Source organism: Rhodococcus sp. MurmanLake-1, from assembly GCF_056945715.1.
The window spans coordinates 164,218-184,233 of record NZ_JBWZNF010000005.1 but is presented as its reverse complement, the minus strand read 5'-3'; the positions used below and the strand labels follow the sequence as shown (position 1 = coordinate 184,233).

At 63.3% G+C, this 20,016-nt stretch carries 18 protein-coding genes; 4 read left to right on the top strand and 14 right to left on the bottom strand.

The annotated features are described in order from the left end of the window. Window positions 1–184 precede the first annotated feature (184 nt). Entirely contained in the window at window positions 185–625 is a 441-nt protein-coding gene (locus tag AC2ETI_RS16105) for a hypothetical protein (RefSeq protein WP_019749394.1), read from the top strand. Between the two features lie 7 nt (window positions 626–632). On the opposite strand, the gene AC2ETI_RS16100 is transcribed toward AC2ETI_RS16105, so the two are convergent. After that, the gene (locus AC2ETI_RS16100) at window positions 633–1,292 is read right to left on the bottom strand and encodes a response regulator (RefSeq protein WP_019749393.1); all 660 of its coding nucleotides are present in this window, start codon (window positions 1,290–1,292) and stop codon (window positions 633–635) included. Window positions 1,293–1,468: 176 nt separating this feature from the next. On the opposite strand from AC2ETI_RS16100, the gene AC2ETI_RS16095 reads away from it, so the two are divergent. Next, a complete protein-coding gene (locus tag AC2ETI_RS16095; RefSeq protein WP_019749392.1) occupies window positions 1,469–1,930 on the top strand; it encodes a hypothetical protein in 462 nt (153 codons plus the stop codon). A gap of 91 nt (window positions 1,931–2,021) precedes the next feature. On the opposite strand, the gene AC2ETI_RS16090 is transcribed toward AC2ETI_RS16095, so the two are convergent. The 9 genes from AC2ETI_RS16090 to dnaK form a co-directional block, all read right to left on the bottom strand. Next, the gene (locus AC2ETI_RS16090; protein WP_483634173.1) at window positions 2,022–3,197 is read right to left on the bottom strand and encodes an NADH:flavin oxidoreductase; all 1,176 of its coding nucleotides are present in this window, start codon (window positions 3,195–3,197) and stop codon (window positions 2,022–2,024) included. Window positions 3,198–3,329: 132 nt separating this feature from the next. After that, a complete protein-coding gene (locus tag AC2ETI_RS16085; protein WP_020723665.1) occupies window positions 3,330–4,049 on the bottom strand; it encodes an ABC transporter ATP-binding protein in 720 nt (239 codons plus the stop codon). Beyond that, window positions 4,049–5,899, bottom strand: a complete 1,851-nt coding sequence (locus tag AC2ETI_RS16080) for a branched-chain amino acid ABC transporter ATP-binding protein/permease (protein ID WP_355334015.1) — start codon at window positions 5,897–5,899, stop codon at window positions 4,049–4,051. The genes AC2ETI_RS16085 and AC2ETI_RS16080 overlap by 1 nt, the downstream gene beginning before the upstream one ends. Before the next feature lies 1 nt (window position 5,900). Beyond that, window positions 5,901–6,758 (bottom strand): branched-chain amino acid ABC transporter permease, encoded by an 858-nt coding sequence (locus tag AC2ETI_RS16075; protein ID WP_019749388.1) that lies wholly within the window; start codon window positions 6,756–6,758, stop codon window positions 5,901–5,903. After that, window positions 6,755–7,969, bottom strand: coding sequence for an ABC transporter substrate-binding protein (locus AC2ETI_RS16070; RefSeq protein WP_019749387.1), 1,215 nt, complete (start codon window positions 7,967–7,969; stop codon window positions 6,755–6,757). Before AC2ETI_RS16070 ends, AC2ETI_RS16075 begins: the two co-directional genes overlap by 4 nt. A gap of 334 nt (window positions 7,970–8,303) precedes the next feature. Then, on the bottom strand, window positions 8,304–8,714 hold the full coding sequence (locus AC2ETI_RS16065) for a heat shock protein transcriptional repressor HspR (RefSeq protein ID WP_003944355.1): 411 nt from the start codon (window positions 8,712–8,714) through the stop codon (window positions 8,304–8,306). Further along, window positions 8,711–9,883 (bottom strand): molecular chaperone DnaJ, encoded by a 1,173-nt coding sequence (gene dnaJ, locus AC2ETI_RS16060; protein ID WP_019749386.1) that lies wholly within the window; start codon window positions 9,881–9,883, stop codon window positions 8,711–8,713. Before dnaJ ends, AC2ETI_RS16065 begins: the two co-directional genes overlap by 4 nt. 22 nt (window positions 9,884–9,905) lie before the next feature. Continuing rightward, window positions 9,906–10,502: a nucleotide exchange factor GrpE gene (gene grpE, locus AC2ETI_RS16055; protein WP_019749385.1), complete on the bottom strand. Its 597-nt coding sequence runs from the start codon at window positions 10,500–10,502 to the stop codon at window positions 9,906–9,908. After that, window positions 10,499–12,352 (bottom strand): molecular chaperone DnaK, encoded by a 1,854-nt coding sequence (gene dnaK / locus AC2ETI_RS16050; protein WP_019749384.1) that lies wholly within the window; start codon window positions 12,350–12,352, stop codon window positions 10,499–10,501. The genes grpE and dnaK overlap by 4 nt, the downstream gene beginning before the upstream one ends. Before the next feature lie 262 nt (window positions 12,353–12,614). Between dnaK and AC2ETI_RS16045 the strand changes: the two genes are divergently transcribed. Further along, a complete protein-coding gene (locus AC2ETI_RS16045; RefSeq protein WP_021343221.1) occupies window positions 12,615–13,190 on the top strand; it encodes a hypothetical protein in 576 nt (191 codons plus the stop codon). Then, complete coding sequence (locus AC2ETI_RS16040) at window positions 13,187–14,191, top strand: TIGR03617 family F420-dependent LLM class oxidoreductase (RefSeq protein ID WP_021334267.1); 1,005 nt, start codon at window positions 13,187–13,189, stop codon at window positions 14,189–14,191. Before AC2ETI_RS16045 ends, AC2ETI_RS16040 begins: the two co-directional genes overlap by 4 nt. 19 nt (window positions 14,192–14,210) lie before the next feature. Here AC2ETI_RS16040 and AC2ETI_RS16035 read toward each other — a convergent pair whose 3' ends face one another. The 4 genes from AC2ETI_RS16035 to AC2ETI_RS16020 form a co-directional block, all read right to left on the bottom strand. Next, complete coding sequence (locus AC2ETI_RS16035; RefSeq protein WP_019749381.1) at window positions 14,211–14,855, bottom strand: FMN-dependent NADH-azoreductase; 645 nt, start codon at window positions 14,853–14,855, stop codon at window positions 14,211–14,213. A 23-nt stretch (window positions 14,856–14,878) separates the two neighbouring features. Further along, window positions 14,879–16,462 carry an MFS transporter gene (locus AC2ETI_RS16030; RefSeq protein WP_020968776.1) on the bottom strand — a complete coding sequence of 528 codons (1,584 nt, stop codon included), beginning with the start codon at window positions 16,460–16,462 and terminating at the stop codon, window positions 14,879–14,881. Between the two features lie 104 nt (window positions 16,463–16,566). Next, window positions 16,567–18,051 (bottom strand): dynamin family protein, encoded by a 1,485-nt coding sequence (locus tag AC2ETI_RS16025; protein ID WP_141487635.1) that lies wholly within the window; start codon window positions 18,049–18,051, stop codon window positions 16,567–16,569. Further along, the gene (locus AC2ETI_RS16020) at window positions 18,048–19,916 is read right to left on the bottom strand and encodes a dynamin family protein (RefSeq protein ID WP_019749378.1); all 1,869 of its coding nucleotides are present in this window, start codon (window positions 19,914–19,916) and stop codon (window positions 18,048–18,050) included. Before AC2ETI_RS16020 ends, AC2ETI_RS16025 begins: the two co-directional genes overlap by 4 nt. Window positions 19,917–20,016: the final 100 nt, after the last annotated feature.

The window sequence follows — 20,016 nt, the reverse complement described above, 5'->3', positions numbered from 1 at the left end:
GAACGGGTTCTCCCGCTGGGTGGGCTACGGCAGTGGAGAGCGTTGGTGTCCACCGATCGGGGGACACCGATGTCATCCAGCACTCGGACCCGTAGGTGGACAGACCCGAAGGGATTTCGGGGCCATAGTTGTCTCATCACCGAAACACACGGTCACCGAGACCGACAAATCGAGGAGAAACATCATGGCTACCAACACAATTCGACCCGAAGCAATTTCCTTCTCCGGCCTCAGCATGGCAGCTCTGGTCGCCCGCGCCGCCGGGGCGAACGCTGTGAAGTCGATAACCGACACTTCCGTCACGACGGCGATGATCAGCAATTCGGGCTTCGGGGCCCTGTATCTGGTCGACGCATCCAATCCGAACGGTGACTGGATCGTCCCGCCGGCCGACTACATCCTGCCGAACATGAACGTCAACGTGGTCGCCACGAGCAAGAATCAGAACGACTTTCCCGTCGTGCTGACGTACCGCTCCGACGACGGTGGAGTGTTTGTCTTCAGCGCCACCAACTCGAAGACCAGGGCGGATGCCGGCGGAACGTACGCCCCCGACGGCCACGACGTCACGGTGACGATGACCTCGGGTTACCCGGCCATGAACGTCACGTACGTACTGCGGTGACTCCCGTTCACTCCAACAGACCCTGCCGCATCGCGGCGGCGACGGCGGCGCCTCGATCGTTGACTCCGAGTTTCTCGTAGAGGCGCTGCACGTGGGTTTTGACGGTCGAAGGCGCAAGAAAGAGTTGGGAGGCGATGGTGGGGATACTGGCGCCCTGTGCGATCAATCCGAGGACTTCACGCTCACGGGCGCTGAGAGTCGGGCCGGACGGCTCGCTACGGCGACGCACCTCGCCTACCAGTCCGGCAGCGATGCTGGGCGGCAACACATCTCGGCCCGCGGCGCAGTCGAGCACGGCGCTCACGATCTCGGCCCTGGTGGATTCCTTCGGCAGGAATCCGGCAGCACCCGCCTGCAGAGCCTGATACACGACGGACGATTCGTCGTGAGCACTGAGCAGGAGCACCCTGGTCGGCAACTCGTCTCGAACCACTGCTGCTGCCACCTGGGTCCCGTCCAGGTGGGGCATCCGGAAATCGATCAGCGCCACCTTCGGACGTAATTCCCGAATCATTGCGAGCGCAGCTGCGCCGTCGTCGGCCTCGCCCAGAACGTCGATGCGGTCACTGCCGGTCAGGGCCCGAACCACGCCCTCACGAAACAACGGGTGATCGTCGCCGACCACCACGGAAACCTTGCCGACCACCGGCTTCGTGCCTTCTCGCATTGCTCACTTTCTCACGCCCGTACCAGCAATGCGAGCACTTGCGCCTCCCCCGATCGGGGGACACGCGATTCAACCCCGCCACGGCCCCGTCGGCGGACATACAGCAGCCCTGATTCGCGACAAGATTGATTCATCGCCGAGAACGGCAACCACACACCAGCCCAGGAGCAGACATCATGCGTACCAACACCACTCGCTTCGTAGCAGTCACCGCGATCGCCCTCGCTCTCGGCGGAACCGCACTGGGAACCGCGGCGGTCGCCAACGCCGGCACCATGCCGACGGACGGCCCGACGGTTGCCATGACCATCACCAACAACACCGACAACCCGATGCTGCTGGACAGCGCGTCCAACCCCTACGGACAGTGGATCAACGGCCCCCGCTCCTACCTGGCTCCGCACACGACCGAAATCGTCACCGCCTACAGTAGCGATCCGCGCGGCATCGGTGTCGACGTCACCTACAACGTGGCCGACGGAGTCCAGACCGTCATGGCGGCTAACAACTACGCCGGCAACCCCACCCTCGACGGGACCCGCATCATCGGTGACCCGACGCACGTCATCCTCACCGACTACATGGCTACCGGCTACCCCACGATGAACGCCTCCTACGACGTCTTCACGCAGAACTGAACCGAGCGTTGAAGCAACCACGAACTTGATCCGCTACGGCCCACGACCCGGTATCCGCATGGATGTCGGGACGTGGTGTGCGCTGACCAGCTCAGACGCGTTGGACCAACACGCAGCGGGCACCACTGAAGATCGTAGGCATGCACTTGTTGCAGTGGATGCACAGTGATTGGGTATCGGATTCGGCTGCGATCCGATTGATCAGATCCGGTTCTCTGAGCAGTGCCCGTGCCATGGCGACGAACTCGAACCCTTCCGCCATTGCGGTATCCATGCCCGCCTTGTCCGTGACACCGCCGAGCAGCACGAGCGGCAGCTTCACCGCAGCACGGATCTGCCGAGCCTCTTCCAGCATGAACAGCGGCTTGTACGGATAGGCATGCAACATGCTCTTGCCCACCAACTGCACACCGAGCCGAACAGGCTGCGGCATCGCGGCGGCAAACTCGCGGATCGGCGCATCGCCCTTGAACAGGTACATCGGGTTGAGCAGTGAGCTACCCATCGTCAACTCGAGCGCATCGACACTTCCGGATGCCTCGAGCCACTGCGCCACCTGGATTGCTTCGTCCACCCAGAATCCGCCTGGCACACCGTCGTCCATGTTCAGCTTGGCCAAGATCGCGATCTTGTCGCCGACGGCGTCGCGCACACTGCGCGCAGTTTCGAGTACGACGCGAGCCCGGTTCTCGAGCGATCCGCCGTAGGAGTCCTTACGACGGTTGAGTTTCGGACTCAGGAACGAGCTCGCGAAATAGTTGTGACCGAAGTGGATCTCGACGGCGTCGAATCCTGCCTCGACGGCAAGTCGCGCAGCGCTCCCGTGCGCCGCCGCAATTCTGGTGATGTCCGCTGTGGTGGCAGTGCGAATCATCCTCATGCTCAACGGATTGAACGAACTCGACGGTGCCAGCGCAGGCAGTCTGGTCGACTTCTGATTCGCGACGGGGCCGGCGTGCCCGAGCTGCGCCGATGCTGCTGCCCCTTCGGCGTGAATGGCATCGGTGAGTCGTCGCAGTCCGGGGAGGGCATCGGGCCGCATCCACAGCTGGCCGTATTCGGTGCGCCCTTCCGGTGCGACGGCGCAATACGCGACGGTGGACATCCCGACTCCGCCGGCTGCCGGGCGGCGATGGAACTCGATCAGCTCGTCGGTGACCAGGGCGTCGGGAGTTTTGCCTTCGAATGTCGCGGACTTGATGATTCGATTTCGCAAGGTCACCGGGCCCAGCTTTGCCGGGGCGAGCACGTCGGGAGCAGTCATCAAGTTTGCCTCTCGCAGGGGTTGTTTGCTGGACGGTAGATCGATGGTCCAGAGCTGGCCAGCCCCCGTGCCACGGAGCGGGAAAACAACTTCAGCCCGGCCTACGTGGCCGGGCTGAAGTGACATCGCTGCAGATCAGATGCGTCCGAAGTACGCGTCCTTGAGCACTGCCAGGTCGTCGATGTCCTTGGCGTCGGCGTCGAGGACCACCTTGCCGATGTCGAGGACCGTCACGTGATCGGCGACGCTCATCGCGGCCTCCACTGCCTGCTCCACCAGCAGAACAGCCAGGCCGGTTTCCTTGAGCTGCTGGACGCGGTCCATCACCTCACCGACGATCACCGGAGCCAGCCCGCCCGACGGTTCGTCGAGAAGGAGCAACCGCGGCTGCGCCATCAGCGCTGCGCCGATCGCGAGCATCTGCTGCTGACCGCCCGACATGGAACCGGCGGGAAGCGCACGCTTCTCCCCCAGGATCGGGAACATCTCGTACATGGACTCGACGGATTCCATCAGCTCGCCGCGCTTTGCCTTGCGGGTGTACCCGCCCAGCAGAAGATTCTGCTCGACGGTCTGCTTGTGAAAGACCCGCTTACCCTCCTGCACGTACGCCATACCCTGCCGCACCCGCTTGTGCGCGGGAACTCCGGTGATGTCGGCACCGTCCATTTCGACGGTTCCAGAGGCCACCTTGTTGAGGCCGGACAGAGCACGGAGCGTGCTCGTCTTGCCTGCACCGTTGCGTCCGAGCAGGGCTGTCACCTGACCGGGATAGACGTCGAACGAGACATCCCAGACGACGCGCAGATCGCCGTACCCGGTCTGCAGGTTACGGACCTTCAGAATCGGTTCCATCACTTCACCTCGCTGGTCTGATGGTCTACCGCGCCGATTTCTTCGAGCAGCGCATCCTCATCACCGGACTTGACTCCGAGGTATTCGCTCAACACGCGCGGGTGATGTTCGATCGTCGCCGCATCGCCGGTGGCGATCACCTGCCCCTGCGCCAGTACCACGATCTCGTCGGCCAGCGAGAGCACGAGGCGGAAGTTGTGCTCCACCAACACCACTGTGGCCCCGGCATCTCGCAGTACCCGGATCAGGTCTGCCAGGCGTTCGAGTTCGTCCTCGTCGAGTCCGGACGCAACCTCGTCGAAGAGTACGACCCTCGGCTCGGCGATGACGGCGCGAGCAACTTCGAGCATGCGACGCATCCCCAGGGGCAGCGACGTCGCGATCTCGTTGCGCAGGTGCGACATCCCCACGAGCTCGAGAACACGCTCGGCCTCGACGATGTCGGCCTTCGCGATCCTGCGGAAGCTGGGCAGGCGAAGCACAGCCGACGCCATCGACGCGCGGTGCACCGAATAACGTCCGGATGCAACAGCTTCCAGAACCGTGATGTTCTCCGGAATCGTCGGAGTTTGGAACGTGCGCGCCACACCCACGCGCGCTACCTTGTGCGGCGACGACTGCGAGACCACCGTGTCACCGATTGTGATCACGCCGGCGTCCGCGGTGTAGAAGCCGCAGATCATGTTGAGCATGGTCGTCTTACCCGAACCGTTTGGCCCGATCAACGCGGTGACCTTACCGGCCTCTGCGGTCAGGGTTGCCGCATTGAGAGCCTGGTTGCCACCGAATGCCTTGGACACTCCGTCGACCACCAACCGTGCACCGTTGATCGGCGCCAGTTCCAATGTTCCGCCGCTGTTTTCCTTTGCGGTGACTACGCCCAGGCCGGCCCTGCGATCGAGTTTCGAGACGATCGCTCGCCCGACCTTGGTCAGCCCACCGGAGAGCAGCACACCGCCGATGATCAGGAAGCCTCCGTAGAAGATCAGCGAGTATTCCTGAAATGCCGTCGACTGGTTGGGACCGAGCTGCATGATCGCGGCACCGACTACGGCGCCGTACACACTTGCCGCACCGCCCAGGATCGACGCCGCCAGAACCGCTGTGGCAAAGGTGAACCCGAAGGCTTCCGGCGAGATGAACAGGTCGGTATTGGCGAACAACGCACCCGCCAGACCGGCCGGGAACGCACCGATCGCATAGCCGAGCAGTTTCATCCGGAACACCGACACACCCTGCGACGACGCCAGCACCGGCGACTGCTTGAGCGTGCGGAACGCGATGCCGTGGCGCGAGACCACCAGGTTGCGCATCACCGCGAACCAGAGGACGGTCACCACGACAACCACCATGTAGTACTGCTGGGTGTCGAGTTCGGAGCCGAAGAGCGTCGGCGGCTCCATACCGGTGAGGCCGTTTCGGCCGCCGGTCTTGCCGCCGAAGATCGCCAGTACGTCCGGTACCAGCAGCACCAGGAAGAACGACGTCATCGCCAGGGACCAGTTGCCCAGTCGCAGACCGGGAACGCCAGTCAAGATGCCGACGCCCAATGCCACGGCACCGGCCGCAGCGAGCTGGACCAGGATGTCGGTGTGACCGGCCTGGGACATCAGACCCGCGGTGTATGCACCCGCCGCGTACATCGCGGCCTGGCCGAGCGCCAGTTCACCGGCAAAGCCGAGGCTCAGGTTCAGGCCGCTGACCACAAGTGCCAGGATGCAGGCCAATTGAATCTGCCGTGATGTCGACAGGTCGAGCCCCATCACGGGCAGCAGCAAGATCACTACCGCCAGGACCAGCGGGATGATCCAGCTCGGAAGGGAACGGAAAGTCCGCCACGCGCTTACCATTTCACACCACCCGTTCTCGGACGTTGCCGAACAAGCCGGCAGGTTTGACCATCAAGATGATGATCAGCACCGTGAAGACGGCGATATTGCTGTACTGACTTCCCGCCCACAGGGCGGTGAACGATTCCACCAGGCCGACGGTCAGGCCGCCGATCAAAGCGCCTGGCAGAGAGCCGAACCCGCCGATCGCCAACGCCACGAATCCCTTGAGGGCCAGCGCGGCACCCAACGTCGCAACTGCAAACGTCTTGGGGCCGACAAGGAGTCCGAGGACACCGGCCAATGCACCCGAGAAGGCAAACGCACCCAGCGCCAACCGTCGTACATTGACTCCTCGCAGCATCGCCGCTTCACGATCCTCGGAGATGCCGATCAGAGCCAGACCCGTCATGGTCTTCTTCGAGACGTAACTCAACCCGATGACCAGTGCAATAGCCGCAACAAGCAGAGCGATCTCTACCGGGTAGGTACGGCCGCCGAGTAGGGTGATCGGTTCGTTCGATCCGAAGAACGGAACCGTGAGAGGTTCACTACCCCAAATCAATTGAGTTGCACCATTGAGCAGAGTGGCAACGCCAAGCGTGGTGACCAGCTGGTTCTGGTGATCGGCCACCGGTCTGATCGCGACGATCTCCTCGACCGAGGCGAGGAGCATCACGGTCACGGTTGCCATGACGGCCACCACGAGAACGGGAAGTTTCAGGGTTACGAGACCCGTGTAGGCGACGAAAGTGCCCACCATCATCAGCTGAGCTTGAGCGAAGTTGAAAGTGTTGGAGGAAACGAAAACGATGTTGTACCCGATGGCAACCAGCACGTAGACCGCGCCGAGCGCCAATCCGGACCACAGAATGGTCATGACGCAGCCGGGTTTCCGAACTGACCGTTGAGGATCTTCGTCGGGCTGATGAACTTCAGCTCACTGGTATCCGGGTTCGGGCCGTGGTTGTCAGAGCTGAAGTTGTAGCGCGAGAGGAATGCGGTCTTGGCATTCTCCTGAACCTCTGCGGTTTCCAGTGCTTCGGCGAGCTTCTTCGGATCGGTCGAACTGCCGACCTTCTCCGCTGCTGCCGCGACGAGGGGGAATGCGTCGTAGTTGTCCGCGAGGATCAGCGTCGACGGGATCGAGCCCAGCGACGCCATCGTGTCCACCATCGTGTTGACGAGCGCGTTGTTCGGATCGAACACCGTGCTGGTGAACACCTGCGTCACCAGGTTCTTCACCTGCGGGGTGCCGAGCACACCGGCGGGCGGATCATTGGCGATGAGGTTGGTGGCAGAGACCGACGTGTTGCCGATCAACGGCACGTCCCAGCCGAGTCGCTCCAGGCTCTGCAACACGTATCCGAGCGGGGCGCCGTACGCGTCCAACGCGATTGCCGTTGCACCGGCATTCTTGAGGGACTGCAACTGCGCCGTCATGTCCAGAGCAGCGGCGTCGTACTCTTCGTTGCCGGCAGCCTTCAGACCGACCTTCTCGAGCGCACCGGTCATCTCCTCGCCGAAGAGTTCACCGTAAGCGGTACTACCGTGCAGGACTCCGACGCTGCTGTAGCCCTTGGTCTTTGCATACTCGGAGATGCCGCGAGCGGTGTCGGTCGCGCCCGGAGCCAGGTCGAAGTTCAGCGGGAACTTCGAGGGGTCCGTGGAATCGGGAGAAGGCGCCATGCTCAGCGAGAGGATGTTGTTCTGCTTGAGGATCGGGAGAACCGCAGCCGCGATCGACGAAGGACCCGAGTTGAGGTAGAGGTCAGGCTTGTTCCCCGAGTTGATGGCTTCGCGCAGCTTGGTGACGGCGATGGTTGCATCACCCGCGTCATCGACAGTGGTGAGCTCGATCTGGCGGCCGCCGATGCCCCCGGCCTCGTTCTGGACCTGAACGCCGGCCTTCGTGGCCAGCAGGGAAGTCTGCGAGTTCGCCGCGAGAACACCCTGCGCACTGATCCCGCCGGTCAGCAGGACGCGGTACGGCGAATCCGCGCCACCTTCGGACTCCGAAGAACCACTACACCCCGCGAGAGCCAGAGCCGTCACGGCAACTGCCGCAACAAGAATGGGCCGACGATTCATGTCTGCACTCCTAGAACACATGTATGCACCGAACGTCAGGCGAATACCTGACGAAAGAAGGATCGGCCGGTGGGAACGCCTGATTTCGAGCACCAGCCAACCAAGCACCCGCTTGATGATCTAGCAAGCAGTTGCTTGGGTTGGAGCATAGAATGTGATCTGGATAACGTCAAACGCACAAAAGAGGAGTCATGGAAGCGGACGCTATGCATATTCGGGCGGCCTCGACAGACCGATTCCCGCTGGGTGGAAACGCCAAAACGGCCCCACGCCCGGCGGGATTCGATGAGGTGAATCCGAGCAGGGCGTGGAGCCGTTTGCGTAAAGGTCTGAACTATCGCTGGTTTCGTGGCTTCCAAACCACCAACGCGTTGTTGCGTGGGATCGGAACGAGGTCCCGGCGATAGCCCGCATGGACTTTCGCGATTTCCTCGGCCAGTTCGCGGACGCGATGCTGCAGAGCCTCGACCTGGTTGGTCAGTTCGATGATCCGTTTGATTCCGGCGAGGTTGACGCCCTCGTCCTGCGAAAGCCGTTGCACTTCACGCAGAAGCGCAACATCACGCGGGGAGTAGCGTCGTCCGCCACCAGTGGTTCGGTGAGGGGTGACCAAACCGAGTCGATCGTAGTTACGCAAGGTCTGCGCATGCATTCCGGCCAACTCGGCTGCCACCGAGATCACGAAGATCTGGGCGTCAGGATCGACCGTCGCATCCCATTGATTCTGCGGTCGTTCGGTCATCATGCACCGGCCCACCCGGCCCGTGGATCGAACCCGCTCGCCTTCTCGGCTTCGAGATAGGTCTTCAGCGCTTCGATCGCCGGGTCGTCCAACTTCTGCGGGACGGATACCTTGACGGTGACCAGAAGGTCGCCTGCCCCCTCGGGACGCTTGGGGATGCCGCGTCCGCGAACTCGCAGAATGCGTCCGTCCACCGTTCCGGCCGGAACCTTCACTCCGACACGGCCGTCCAGGGTCGGCACGGACAGCGTCGTCCCGAGCACCAGTTCGCCGTAGCTCACCGGAACCGTCAGCGTCAGATCGTCGCCGTTACGGCCGAAGACATTGTCCGGCTTGACGCGGATGTTGACGAACAGGTCACCCGCCGGAGCTCCGCGGAGACCCGCTTCGCCCTTGCCCTTGAGTCTGATTTTCTGACCGTCGCTCACGCCTGCCGGCACGCGAACCGTGATGGTCCGTGTCCGGTTGGTGACGCCGCTACCGTGGCAGTCCTCGCAAGGCGAGTCGATGATCGAGCCGGTTCCCCGGCAGTCGTCACACGGCTCACTGAATCCGAATGCGCCCTGGTTGCGGCTGACCACGCCGGTTCCGTTGCAATGCGGGCACACTCGCGGGCTGGTGCCCGGCTTTGCGCCGCTGCCGTGACACGTGGTGCACGACGTCGGGCTGGTCAGACGAAGTGGGACGGTGACACCGAGCGCCGCTTCGCGGAAGGCGAGCGTCGTCTCGGTCTCGAGGTCCTTGCCTCGACGCGGGCGGTTGGGCGCAGCGGTGCGCTGGCCCGCTCCCCCGCGATTGAACAATCCGCCGAAGATGTCTCCGAGACCCGAGTCCTGCCCGCCGGCACCGCCGCCGAACAGGTCGTTGATGTCGAAACCACCAGCGCCGGGGTTGAATCCACCGCCACCTTGCGCACGGGGACCGAAGCCTCCGCTGGCAAAGAGACGCCTGGCCTCGTCGTACTCCTTGCGCTTGTCCGGATCAGACAGAACGGCATGAGCTTCACTGACGGACTTGAAACGCTCTTCGGCCTTCGCATCGTCAGGGTTGGCGTCGGGATGAAGATCCCGGGCCAGCTTGCGATACGCCTTCTTGATTTCGTCGGCCGTCGCGGTGGACGAGACGCCCAGCTCCTTGTAGAAGTCCTTCTCGATCCACTCCCGTTGACTCACTGGGCGTCTCCTCCTCTCACTCTTACTTCGCTTCTTGTTCTGAACCGTCTGCAGGCTTGTCGCCTACCCGGTCCGTCACGGCCACCATTGCGGTCCGAAGGACCCGGTCGCCGAGCTTGTAACCCTTGCGCATGACCGTCCCGAGTACGGGGTCGTGGCCTTCGCCTTCATGCTGCACCGCTTCGTGAAGTGCGGGATCGAAATCGTCGCCCTCGTTACCGAAGTCGGTCAAACCCAGACCCGTCAGGGTCGTGTTGAGCTTGTCCGCGAGTGCACGCAGTGGACCTGATTCGAGGTCACCGTGTGCCCGAGCGCGATCCAGGTCGTCGAGGATTCCGATGAGTTCGGTGATGACCGAAGCTCGCGCGGTTTCCTTGATGACCTGCTTGTCACGCTCGACGCGACGACGGTAGTTGGTGAACTCCGCCTGAAGTCGCTGCAGATCCGCAGTTCGTTCGGCGAGCTGATCGGTGGCGGATGCTTCCTCCACGATCGACTCTGCTTCCTGAACTACCCCTGTGTCTTCCGAGTCGAGCGGCGGCAGGGATTCCCCCGCCGCCTCTCCCTGTGCACCGGTCTCGGGGTCGACCGGGTTGTTCTCGGAGTTGTCCGAGGTCACTTCTTGTCCGAGTCGGTGGGCTCGTCGACAACCTCGGCGTCGACGACGTCGTCGTCATTGCCTGCGCCGTCGGTGTTTCCGGCCTCGTTTGCAGCGGAAGCCTCGTAGATGGCCTGGCCCAGAGCCTGCGACTCGGTGCCCAGCTTCTCCACTGCGGTCTTCACTGCAGCGATGTCGGTGCCTGCCAGGGCGTCGTTGACGTCCTTGACCGCTGCCTCGACCTTGGTCAGGATCTCCTCGGAGACCTTGCCCGCGTTCTCACCTTCACGCTGCTCCTTGACGAACTTCTCCGTCTGGTGGACCAGCGACTCGGCCTGGTTGCGGACCTCTGCCTCTTCGCGACGGGCCTTGTCTTCCTCGGCGTGAGCCTCGGCGTCCTTGACCATGCGCTCGATCTCTTCCTTGGACAGACCGGAGCCGTCCTGGATCTTGATCGTGTTTTCCTTGCCGGTGCCCTTGTCCTTCGCCGTCACGTGCACGATGCCGTTGGCGTCGATGTCGAAGGTGACCTCGATCTGCGGAACGCCACGCGGGGCGGGCGGCAGATCGGTGAGCTCGAAGGAGCCGAGCAGCTTGTTGTGCGAAGCGATTTCGCGCTCACCCTGGAAGACCTGGATCTGCACCGAAGGCTGATTGTCGTCAGCGGTGGTGAAGGTCTCGGAACGCTTCGTGGGGATGGTGGTGTTGCGCTCGATGAGCTTGGTCATCACGCCACCCTTGGTTTCGATACCGAGGGAAAGCGGCGTGACGTCGAGGAGCAGAACGTCCTTGACCTCGCCCTTGAGCACGCCGGCCTGGAGTGCGGCGCCGACTGCGACGACCTCGTCCGGGTTGACACCCTTGTTGGGCTCACGGCCACCGGTCAGTTCACGAACCAGATCGGAGACTGCCGGCATACGGGTGGAGCCACCGACGAGCACGACATGGTCGATGTCCTTGACGGCGATTCCGCTGTCCTTGATCACTGCCTGGAACGGCGCACGGGTGCGATCGAGCAGGTCCGAGGTGATCTTCTGGAACTCGCTGCGGGAGAGCTGCTCGTCCAGGAAGAGCGGGTTCTTGTCCGCGTCGACCGTGATGTACGGGAGGTTGATGGAGGTGCTCTGCGAGCTGGAGAGCTCGATCTTCGCCTTCTCCGCAGCCTCACGCAGACGCTGCAGGGCCATCTTGTCCTTGGTCAGATCGATGCCGTTCTGAGCCTTGAACTTGTCGACCAGCCAAGCGACGACGCGCTCGTCCCAGTCGTCGCCACCGAGGTGGTTGTCACCGGAGGTTGCGCGAACCTCGACGACGCCGTCGCCGATTTCGAGCAGGGAGACGTCGAAGGTGCCGCCACCGAGGTCGAAGACCAGAATGGTCTGCTCGGTGTCACCCTTGTCCAGTCCGTATGCCAGTGCAGCCGCGGTGGGCTCGTTGACGATACGAAGGACGTTGAGGCCGGCGATCTGGCCGGCTTCCTTGGTTGCCTGACGCTGTGCGTCCTCGAAGTATGCGGGGACGGTGATGACGGCGTCGGTGATGTCTTCGCCGAGGTAAGCCTCCGCGTCACGCTTGAGCTTCATGAGCGTGCGGGCGCTGATTTCCTGCGGCGTGTACTTCTTGCCGTCGATTTCCACGTTCCAGTCAGTGCCGATGTGGCGCTTGACGGAGCGGAGGGTGCGGTCGACGTTCGTGACTGCCTGGTTCTTCGCGGGCTGACCGACGAGAACCTCGCCGTTCTTGGCAAATGCGACCACCGAGGGGGTGGTACGTGAGCCTTCGGCGTTGGCGACCACTACGGGCTCGCCGCCCTCCAGCACTGCAACTACCGAGTTGGTCGTACCGAGATCGATACCGACTGCACGAGCCATAGTGTTCCTACCTTTCGTTCTGCGGTTCTCTGCCCGAGTGGTTGATCTCGAACATGACCGCGAGTTTTTCGCTTGGTGAGCGTCCTCCGCTCAAGTTTGCCTCCGACCGTGGCCGGGAGTCAACTTGAAGTTGAGCCGAGGGCGCTCAAGCTTGTCGAAATGGTCAACTACAGCCCACGTAGATTTGTTCCCGCCTTCCCCGAAAAGCCGAAAAAGTGCGCCACATCACGTCCGAATCTCTCCGAATGGCTACGATCGGCCGGTGACCGATCCCGACAATTCTCCCGTTCGACCTGCTCGACCGGCGCCGGCGCGCCCGGCACCCGAGCGACCCGACGTCTCGGTTCGGCCGCTCCGACCTGCAGCGAACGACGAGATACCCAAGGCCGTGACCTTGTCCACCTCTGCCTGGATCGGCTCGTTCGTCGTCCTGGCCGGTATCGCCGGAGTGGTAGTCACCAGCCTCGACGACGTCCGGTCAGCCCTCGAAGAATCGACTGCGCGCGACAATCCCGGATACTCGTCCACCGACATCTCCGATGCCGTGACGGTCGTCCTGGCCGGCAGTGGCGGCGGCGCTCTCGTCCTGATCCTGCTCGCACTCATGAGCCTTCAACTCCTCCGTGCCCGCAAGAACGCCGGGCGGGTGATGACGGCGATCGTCGGAGCCCTCAGCATCGCGGCCGGACTCGGCTTCATGTCTCTGGTCGACGGCGCCGCGGATATCGGCGCCGGAGTTCTGAGATGGGGTCCGATTCTCTACTGCGTCCTTGTAGCAGTGGCGGCGATCGCTCCGTTTGCTCCCGGTGTCAGCACCTGGCTGCGAGTACGCCGATGAAGGTTCACGTACAACTCGACTCCGCGCCGGGCGCGGGCGCTGCTCGCAGCCGTGAACTCGCGGACACCGGCGCCGGTGGCCTGTTCACCTTCGAGGGACCACACGACGTGTTCTTCCCGCTCGTCGAAGCGGCATCGGCCGTCGACCTCGACCTGATGACCAACGTCGCCATCGCATTCCCCCGCAGTCCCATGCATCTGGCGCATTCGGCCAACGACCTACAGTTGCTCAGTCGCGGCCACTTTCGCCTCGGTCTCGGATCGCAGATCAAACCGCACATCGAAAAACGCTACAGCGCAACGTGGTCGCGTCCAGCGGCCCGCATGAAGGAGACGGTCGCAGCGGTCAAGGCGATCTTCACGGCGTGGGAGAACACCTCGACGCTGAACTTCCGCGGCGAGTTCTTCACCCACACTCTGATGCCCCCGACGTTCGATCCAGGCCCCAATCCCTATGGACCGCCGCCCATCCTGATGGGTGCGCTCGGACCGGTGATGACCCGGACGGCGGCGGAGGTGGCCGACGGACTACTGGTCATGCCGTTCCACACGCAACGCCATTTCCTCGAACGCACACTTCCGGCCGTCGATGCCGGCCTCCGTGAATCCGGCCGCACCCGAGACGAATTCACGATCATCCCGCAGGTCATCGTCGGCGTCGGCCGCGGCGACGATCAACTTGCCGCGGCCGCCCGAGGCGTTCGAGCCCTGCTCTCGTTCTACGGTTCGACGCCCGCATACCGTCCGGTGCTCGACGTCGAAGGGTGGGGCGAGGTCCAACCGGAACTCAATGCCCTGTCGAAGCGAGGTGGTTACGCCGACATGGCATCACTGATCACCGATCCGATGCTGACAACACTCGCCGTCGTCGGCACCCCCGAAGAGTGTGCTGCCGAGATTCGGCGGCGGTTCGGCGAGCATGCCGACGAAGTGTGCTGCTACTTCCCGGGTTACGACGTAGAACCGTCAGACGTGGCGTCGATGATCTCGCTTCTCACCTGAACCTGGTCGAACTTCCTGATCAGGCCCCCAAGGTACGGGCCAGCTCGGTCAACGACTCCCGGGCAGCACGCAGGCTCGCGTCACCCTGCTCGATCAGCGGTGCCATCGCCGGAATACGCTGCGCCAAAGTCAGTTCCGCGGTGATGACGGAGACATCCATTCCCATCGACACCCCGAGCACCTGAACGAGTGGCGGGACGGTGTGATCGTTGGCCTCGTTCCCCGAGCCCGGCGCATAGGTGTTCCCACGGCTGGACACGATCACCACGGGCTTACCTGCGAGCGGCTGAGTGCGCGTGTCGAAAGGCACCGTAGTCCCCAGGACGTGCACGTAATCTATCCACGCCTTCAACGTGGACGGGATCGACCAGTTGTACATCGGCGCGCCGATCACGACTACGTCTGCAGCGGTAAGTTGCTCGATAACCCGAGCCTGTAGTGCTTCCGCGGCGGGATCCGGAATCTCTCCCTCGACCCGCAAGCGTGGTGCATAGTGCAAGGCCGCGTCCGCGAGGTGCGGCAAGGGATCCCGGTGCAGGTCCACCGTCACCGTCGTGTGATCCGGACTGTTGTTCGACCACTGCTGAGCGAACAGGGCGGTGAGATCACGAGAGGTCGAGTTGTGGAGTTCGGCAGACGAATCGATGTGAAGTAGCTGTGGCATCCTTCATCAGTACCAGAGCGCGCTCAACTCTTCTCCGCGGCGAGATCGGATTCTGCCGCGTACTGCGCCAGCAGGACACGTTCGCGCTCGCGGCGCGGATAGAAGAACGTCACCACCGCGGCACCGGCACACACGATGATGATCGCCGCGATGTAGGCGTTTGTATCCCCGTCCAGGAAGGCGCTTTTGGCGGCGGTCATGATTTGGTCCGCGTATTGCGGGTAGCGTTCCGCGAGAACTTCGGCGCTGGAGAAAGATTTGGTGAGCGCGGCCTGAGTTTCGGGAGTCACCTCGGATGCGTTCGGCGAGGACGAGATCGCATTCCCCAACGATTTTGCGTACCCGGCCGTGAGTATTCCGCCGAGAATCGACTGCATGATGGCGCCGCCCAGGTCGCGTTGCAGGTCCGAGGTTCCCGACGCCATACCAGCGCGGTGCACGGGAACGGATCCGGTCAGCGAACGCGATGCCGGTGTGCCTGCCAGGCCGACCCCGATCCCGACAAGCGCATAGGCCAGCGCGACCTGCCAATACTGTGTGCTTTCGTTCCACAGGAAAAGCGCGACAAACAACCCGAGAACCACGAACAGGTAGCCGGAGAGCAGCGTGACGCGGGCGCCGTACCTTTCGATCATGGTCGCCGAGCGCGGCGCAACGATCACCATCGCCAGCGCAGCCGGAATGATGGCCGCACCGGCTGCCAGCGTCGAGTAGCCGAGGACGTTCTGCAGGAACTGCTGGCCGATGAACATCGCGCCCATGAGCGAACCGAACACGACCAACCCGCCCACCGCCGCGACCCAGAAGGTCGGGCGCGCAGCTACGTGAAGATCGAACAGCGGATTGACCGCGCGTCGCTGTTGCAGGAAGAACCCGATACCCGCGACGACCGCTATCGCCCCGAGCACCAGAGCCAACGTGCCCGAACCCTTTACCGGCGCAAAGTTGATGGACAGCACCAGCGCCCCGATGAAGACGATCGACACTATGCCGCCGAGGTGATCAACTCGCTCGGTCGTCTCGTTGACGTGCGCGGGCACCAACACCAGCGAACAGATCAGTGCCACGAGAGCCAACGGAAGGGTGACGAAGAAGACCGAACCCCAGTGAAACTGCTCGAGCAGCGCCCCCGAGACGATCGGACCGAGTGCTGAAATCGCGCCACCGATTGCGGACCACATGGCAATCGCCTTGGTCCGTGCCGGTCCGGCCCACAGCGCCGTGATGATCGCCAGCGTGGTCGGGAATGCAAGACCTGCCGAGACGCCTCCGACTATCCGAGCAAGGAACAGCACTTCGAAGTTCCCGGCGAATCCAGCCACGATCGACGCCGGAATAGACAGCGCCATGCCGGTGACCAGCAGCATCTTGCGGCCGTATCGGTCTCCCAACGCCCCAAGGTAGAGCACCGTTCCGGCCAGGCCCAACGAGTACCCGACCGCGATCAGGTTCAGTTGCGTCTGGCTGGCGTCGAAGGCCCGCCCGATGTCCGGCAGCGCGACATTCGCGACCGAGAGATTGAGATTCGCGACCGCAGCGACCAGGATGAGCGTCCCCAGGACGAGGGTGGCTCGATCCGGTGAAGCGGACTTGATGTCACTCGCCATGCGCGTGCTCCCATCGAGGTGGGACCCGAACCTGGGAGTTATGTCCGGGTCATCCCGAACTCAAGATAGAACCCTCTCCAAGCGCTCGCACAGTGAACGGGTCCCTATTCGGGCACAATTTCAGCCAAGACGCCCTCGGCGCTGCGGGCAGCAACCAGGCAGGCGCGGGAGGTGAACCTGTCGAAGAGCGGATGCCTGGACAACTCGCGCCATCGCCGGACAGCCGCGGTAGCCCGCGCACGCTGCACCTCCGGCGATTCTTCCGGTTCGCAGCCCAACCGGTCACTGGCCCGGATTCCGTAGCCACCGATCAGCCTTTGCAGTTGTGCCAGGTCGTCGGGTGGCAGATCTGTGTGTACCGAACGAAGTCGCCCGAGCAGGCGAAGTTCGTGGAAACCGTGAACGTCGGCGAGCAACCGTTGTGCCTCCGCCGCGATCTGATCGCCTTCCTCACTCGGATCGGCTTCGAGGATTCGGCCCAACGTCACCAGCGCGGTGTGCGATTTCAGTTGATCCGCGCGCTGCCCGAACTGAACGTCGATCACCTGACGAAGTTCGTCCAGTCCGCTTCGCTCCAGCAATTCCGCGGCCAGAGACGGTGAATCAGTGGCCCCCAGCTTGATCGACGTCACGGCGAGGCGAATTCCGAAGAGCCCGAACCGATCGGCCAATTGCGCCCGCATCGCCGCGTCGACCGGGAGCGGACTGTCCTGCCTGGCAAAACGATCCGCGGAGAGCAAGGCCAGGCTCAGATCCTCGGATGGAACCTGCGCGAGCGCCGAGAAGGCAGCGAACTCGCTCTGCCGCATCGTCCGTGCGGCGAGTGCCAGCAGACCTGCCACGGGAACCACCGACTGGCACAGGCCGGTTCGCTCCAATTCCTCGGCAAATCGTGCCGCGACGTCCTTCGCCGAAGACAACGCGTCGAGCCTGCCTGCGCCGACCTCGTCGGCACGCGAGAGAACACCGATCACTCCGAGCGGGCCGGATTCTCCGCCGACATGATCAGCGATCTTCCCGAGGAACTGCATGTCACTGGCGTTCAGGGCGCGCAGCAGGTAGACCACCGCGTCCGCGCCGGGCGCACCACCATCGGGAACCAGCATGTCCCAGGTTCGGGCCGAAACCTCGGTCGAGAGCGACGACGTACCTGGGGTGTCGATGATCGTTGTACGAGCCAATGCCGAAGACGGCCAGTCGACGTCGATGCGGTCCACCGAGTCTGCGGTGTACTCCCCCAGATCGAACGTGAGCCTGCCGTCGCGGCGCGTCACCGGCACGTTGAACTCGGCACCGTTCTCGGCCGTCGCAGTCACCTGGGGCGTTGTCCCGTTCCGATACCAGGTGACGACGCGCGTGCACTCCGTCGCGTCGGTAGGCGCTATATCCTGTCCGACAAGCGAATTGAGCAGCGTCGACTTCCCCGCCTTGAGGGAGCCGGCGAGCGCCACCCGGAGTGGCTCGCCGAGTCGGGCAGCGCATTCGTCCAACTGGGCTCGCGTCTGCGGCTGGTCCGCGTAGACCCGTCTGGCCTGGTCGATCAGAGCATGTGCCGACTCCACAGCGGTCACGGCGGTCGTGGCACTCATGCGTTGCTCACCTTTGCCGAAGCAGGAGCCGGAGTTTCGCCGATCAGCTTTCCGGCAACGGTGTCAAGCTCTGCGACGACGCGCATGTCGGTCTCCAGACGCTTGATACGAGCGGCGTGTTCGCTCGACTCCAACTGCGCAGCTTCCTGCGTGGCGCGGAGGGATTCGTTGATCGAGCGCAGCGCCTGCTCGGCGATGTCGGTGAAGTGATCCCGCAGGAGCCGCTGCACCAGGCGGAGGCGGTCCTTCGACTCCTTGCCCACCTGGAAGCTGACGTCGTCGGCGAACCGTCGGATAGCCGCTTTCGCCTCGGCCCGACGCTTGAGCACCTGTGCTTGTTTGTCTTCGCGATAAGCCTTGGTGCCCAGCAGAACCCCGGCTCCGATGGAGATCGGGTTGACCAGTGCCATGCCCATCATCGTGGTGATCAAGCCGAACATCAAGACGCCGCCGTACGAGCCGCGCATGCCGACAAGGACCTTCTGAGTGATGCCGATACGGCCGGATTCGAGGTCCGACAACGCGCCAACCGGTTCCAGGAAACCGTCGGTGTCGGCGACGTCGAGATGCGGGAGCGCGACGTCGCCGGTCTCCGCAAAGTGCTGCGCCACAACTTCTGCCAACCATTGAGCTCGATCGTGAGCCCACACGAAGTTGTCACCGATAGCGGTGGCGATCTCCTGTTCGAGCCACTCCCCCACTACGTCCCAGTCCTTACCTGGATCGCCTTCGTCGACCGTCTCCTCGGCCTGGCGGGTGACTCGGCGCAACCGGTCCCGGAGGTCGTGATCGATGTCGGCGGCGAGGTCTGCAATGCCGTCGCCGAGGCTCTGTTGCCAGAGCGAGGTCTTCTTGTGCAGTTCCTCGGCCGCTGCCCGGGCACGCTGCAGGCCGGCGACCGCCGCTTGAGCGGTGGACGGATCCTTCAGCGCCGCAAGCTCACTGCCCATCTCCAACGTCAGATGTGCTGCCGAGGAACGCACGTCCATCGCAACTGCGCGTCGCGTGTTCGACTCGGCACGCGCAACCACGTTGTCCCGCAGGAACTGATAGAGGTCCAGAAATCCGGATTCCGCCTCGAGTTCCTTGTCCCCCAGCCTCAGTGCGTGCGACCGCAGTACCGAGGAGATCGGAATGAGCGGCAGGTCCAACCCGGCGCGCTGGAGATGTCCGCGATCGGCGTCGAGGATCTGTCGCCAGTGCGGGTACAGATCGGTCTTGCTGATCAGACCGGCCACCGCAGGACACAGATTGACGACCTGGCGGATGAATCCCAGCTCGGGTTCGGTGAACTCCTGACTGGAGTCCGACAGAACCAACACGGCATCGGCCGCAGTGATCAATCCCAATGTTCCTGCAGCATGCGGATTTCCATGACCACCGACACCGGGGGTGTCGATCAGAACCAAACCGTCGGCCAACAGCGGACTGGGAACACCCACTTCCACACGCAGAACTTCACGCCCTTCGGCGCGCGGCGTGGCCGGGGTGATCCCCATCAGTTCTTCGAGCGGGAGGGGCACCCGGATGGGCGCCGCACCCGGATCGGCGAGAATCAATTCGGCGACCGCGGTCTCCGCGTACTGCACGACCGTCGCCACGGCAGTGGTCTCGTCGTCACCGACCGAACACACGTCGATGCCGAGCAGAGAATTGACGAACTGGCTCTTGCCCTGTTTGAGGGGACCGACCACCACGATACGAATACGCGGATCATTGACTCTGACCTGAGCATTCTCGAGTCGGCGCACCAGATCCGTGCGCCCGAAATCCTTCGCCACGACGGCTGTTCGTTCGAGCAACGACGCCGTCGACGACGCGACGCGCGCCTTCCGACTGCTTACCTGACTCGCTGAATCACTCATGAGCTACGTTGACCCGCAATTCTTCCCGACTCGAATATCCGGCCCTGCGAACGCATAGCGCACGCAGGGCCGGATTTGTTACATCAGGTCATTTTGACCG

Coding starts and splice junctions, on each gene's coding strand:
- AC2ETI_RS16105 (WP_019749394.1), top strand. CDS start 185: ATGGCTACCAACACAATTCGACCCGAAGCAATTTCCTTCTCCGGCCTC.
- AC2ETI_RS16100 (WP_019749393.1), bottom strand. CDS start 1,292: ATGCGAGAAGGCACGAAGCCGGTGGTCGGCAAGGTTTCCGTGGTGGTC.
- AC2ETI_RS16095 (WP_019749392.1), top strand. CDS start 1,469: ATGCGTACCAACACCACTCGCTTCGTAGCAGTCACCGCGATCGCCCTC.
- AC2ETI_RS16085 (WP_020723665.1), bottom strand. CDS start 4,049: ATGGAACCGATTCTGAAGGTCCGTAACCTGCAGACCGGGTACGGCGAT.
- AC2ETI_RS16080 (WP_355334015.1), bottom strand. CDS start 5,899: ATGGTAAGCGCGTGGCGGACTTTCCGTTCCCTTCCGAGCTGGATCATC.
- AC2ETI_RS16075 (WP_019749388.1), bottom strand. CDS start 6,758: ATGACCATTCTGTGGTCCGGATTGGCGCTCGGCGCGGTCTACGTGCTG.
- AC2ETI_RS16070 (WP_019749387.1), bottom strand. CDS start 7,969: ATGAATCGTCGGCCCATTCTTGTTGCGGCAGTTGCCGTGACGGCTCTG.
- AC2ETI_RS16065 (WP_003944355.1), bottom strand. CDS start 8,714: ATGATGACCGAACGACCGCAGAATCAATGGGATGCGACGGTCGATCCT.
- dnaK (WP_019749384.1), bottom strand. CDS start 12,352: ATGGCTCGTGCAGTCGGTATCGATCTCGGTACGACCAACTCGGTAGTT.
- AC2ETI_RS16040 (WP_021334267.1), top strand. CDS start 13,187: ATGAAGGTTCACGTACAACTCGACTCCGCGCCGGGCGCGGGCGCTGCT.
- AC2ETI_RS16035 (WP_019749381.1), bottom strand. CDS start 14,855: ATGCCACAGCTACTTCACATCGATTCGTCTGCCGAACTCCACAACTCG.
- AC2ETI_RS16030 (WP_020968776.1), bottom strand. CDS start 16,462: ATGGCGAGTGACATCAAGTCCGCTTCACCGGATCGAGCCACCCTCGTC.
- AC2ETI_RS16025 (WP_141487635.1), bottom strand. CDS start 18,051: ATGAGTGCCACGACCGCCGTGACCGCTGTGGAGTCGGCACATGCTCTG.
- AC2ETI_RS16020 (WP_019749378.1), bottom strand. CDS start 19,916: ATGAGTGATTCAGCGAGTCAGGTAAGCAGTCGGAAGGCGCGCGTCGCG.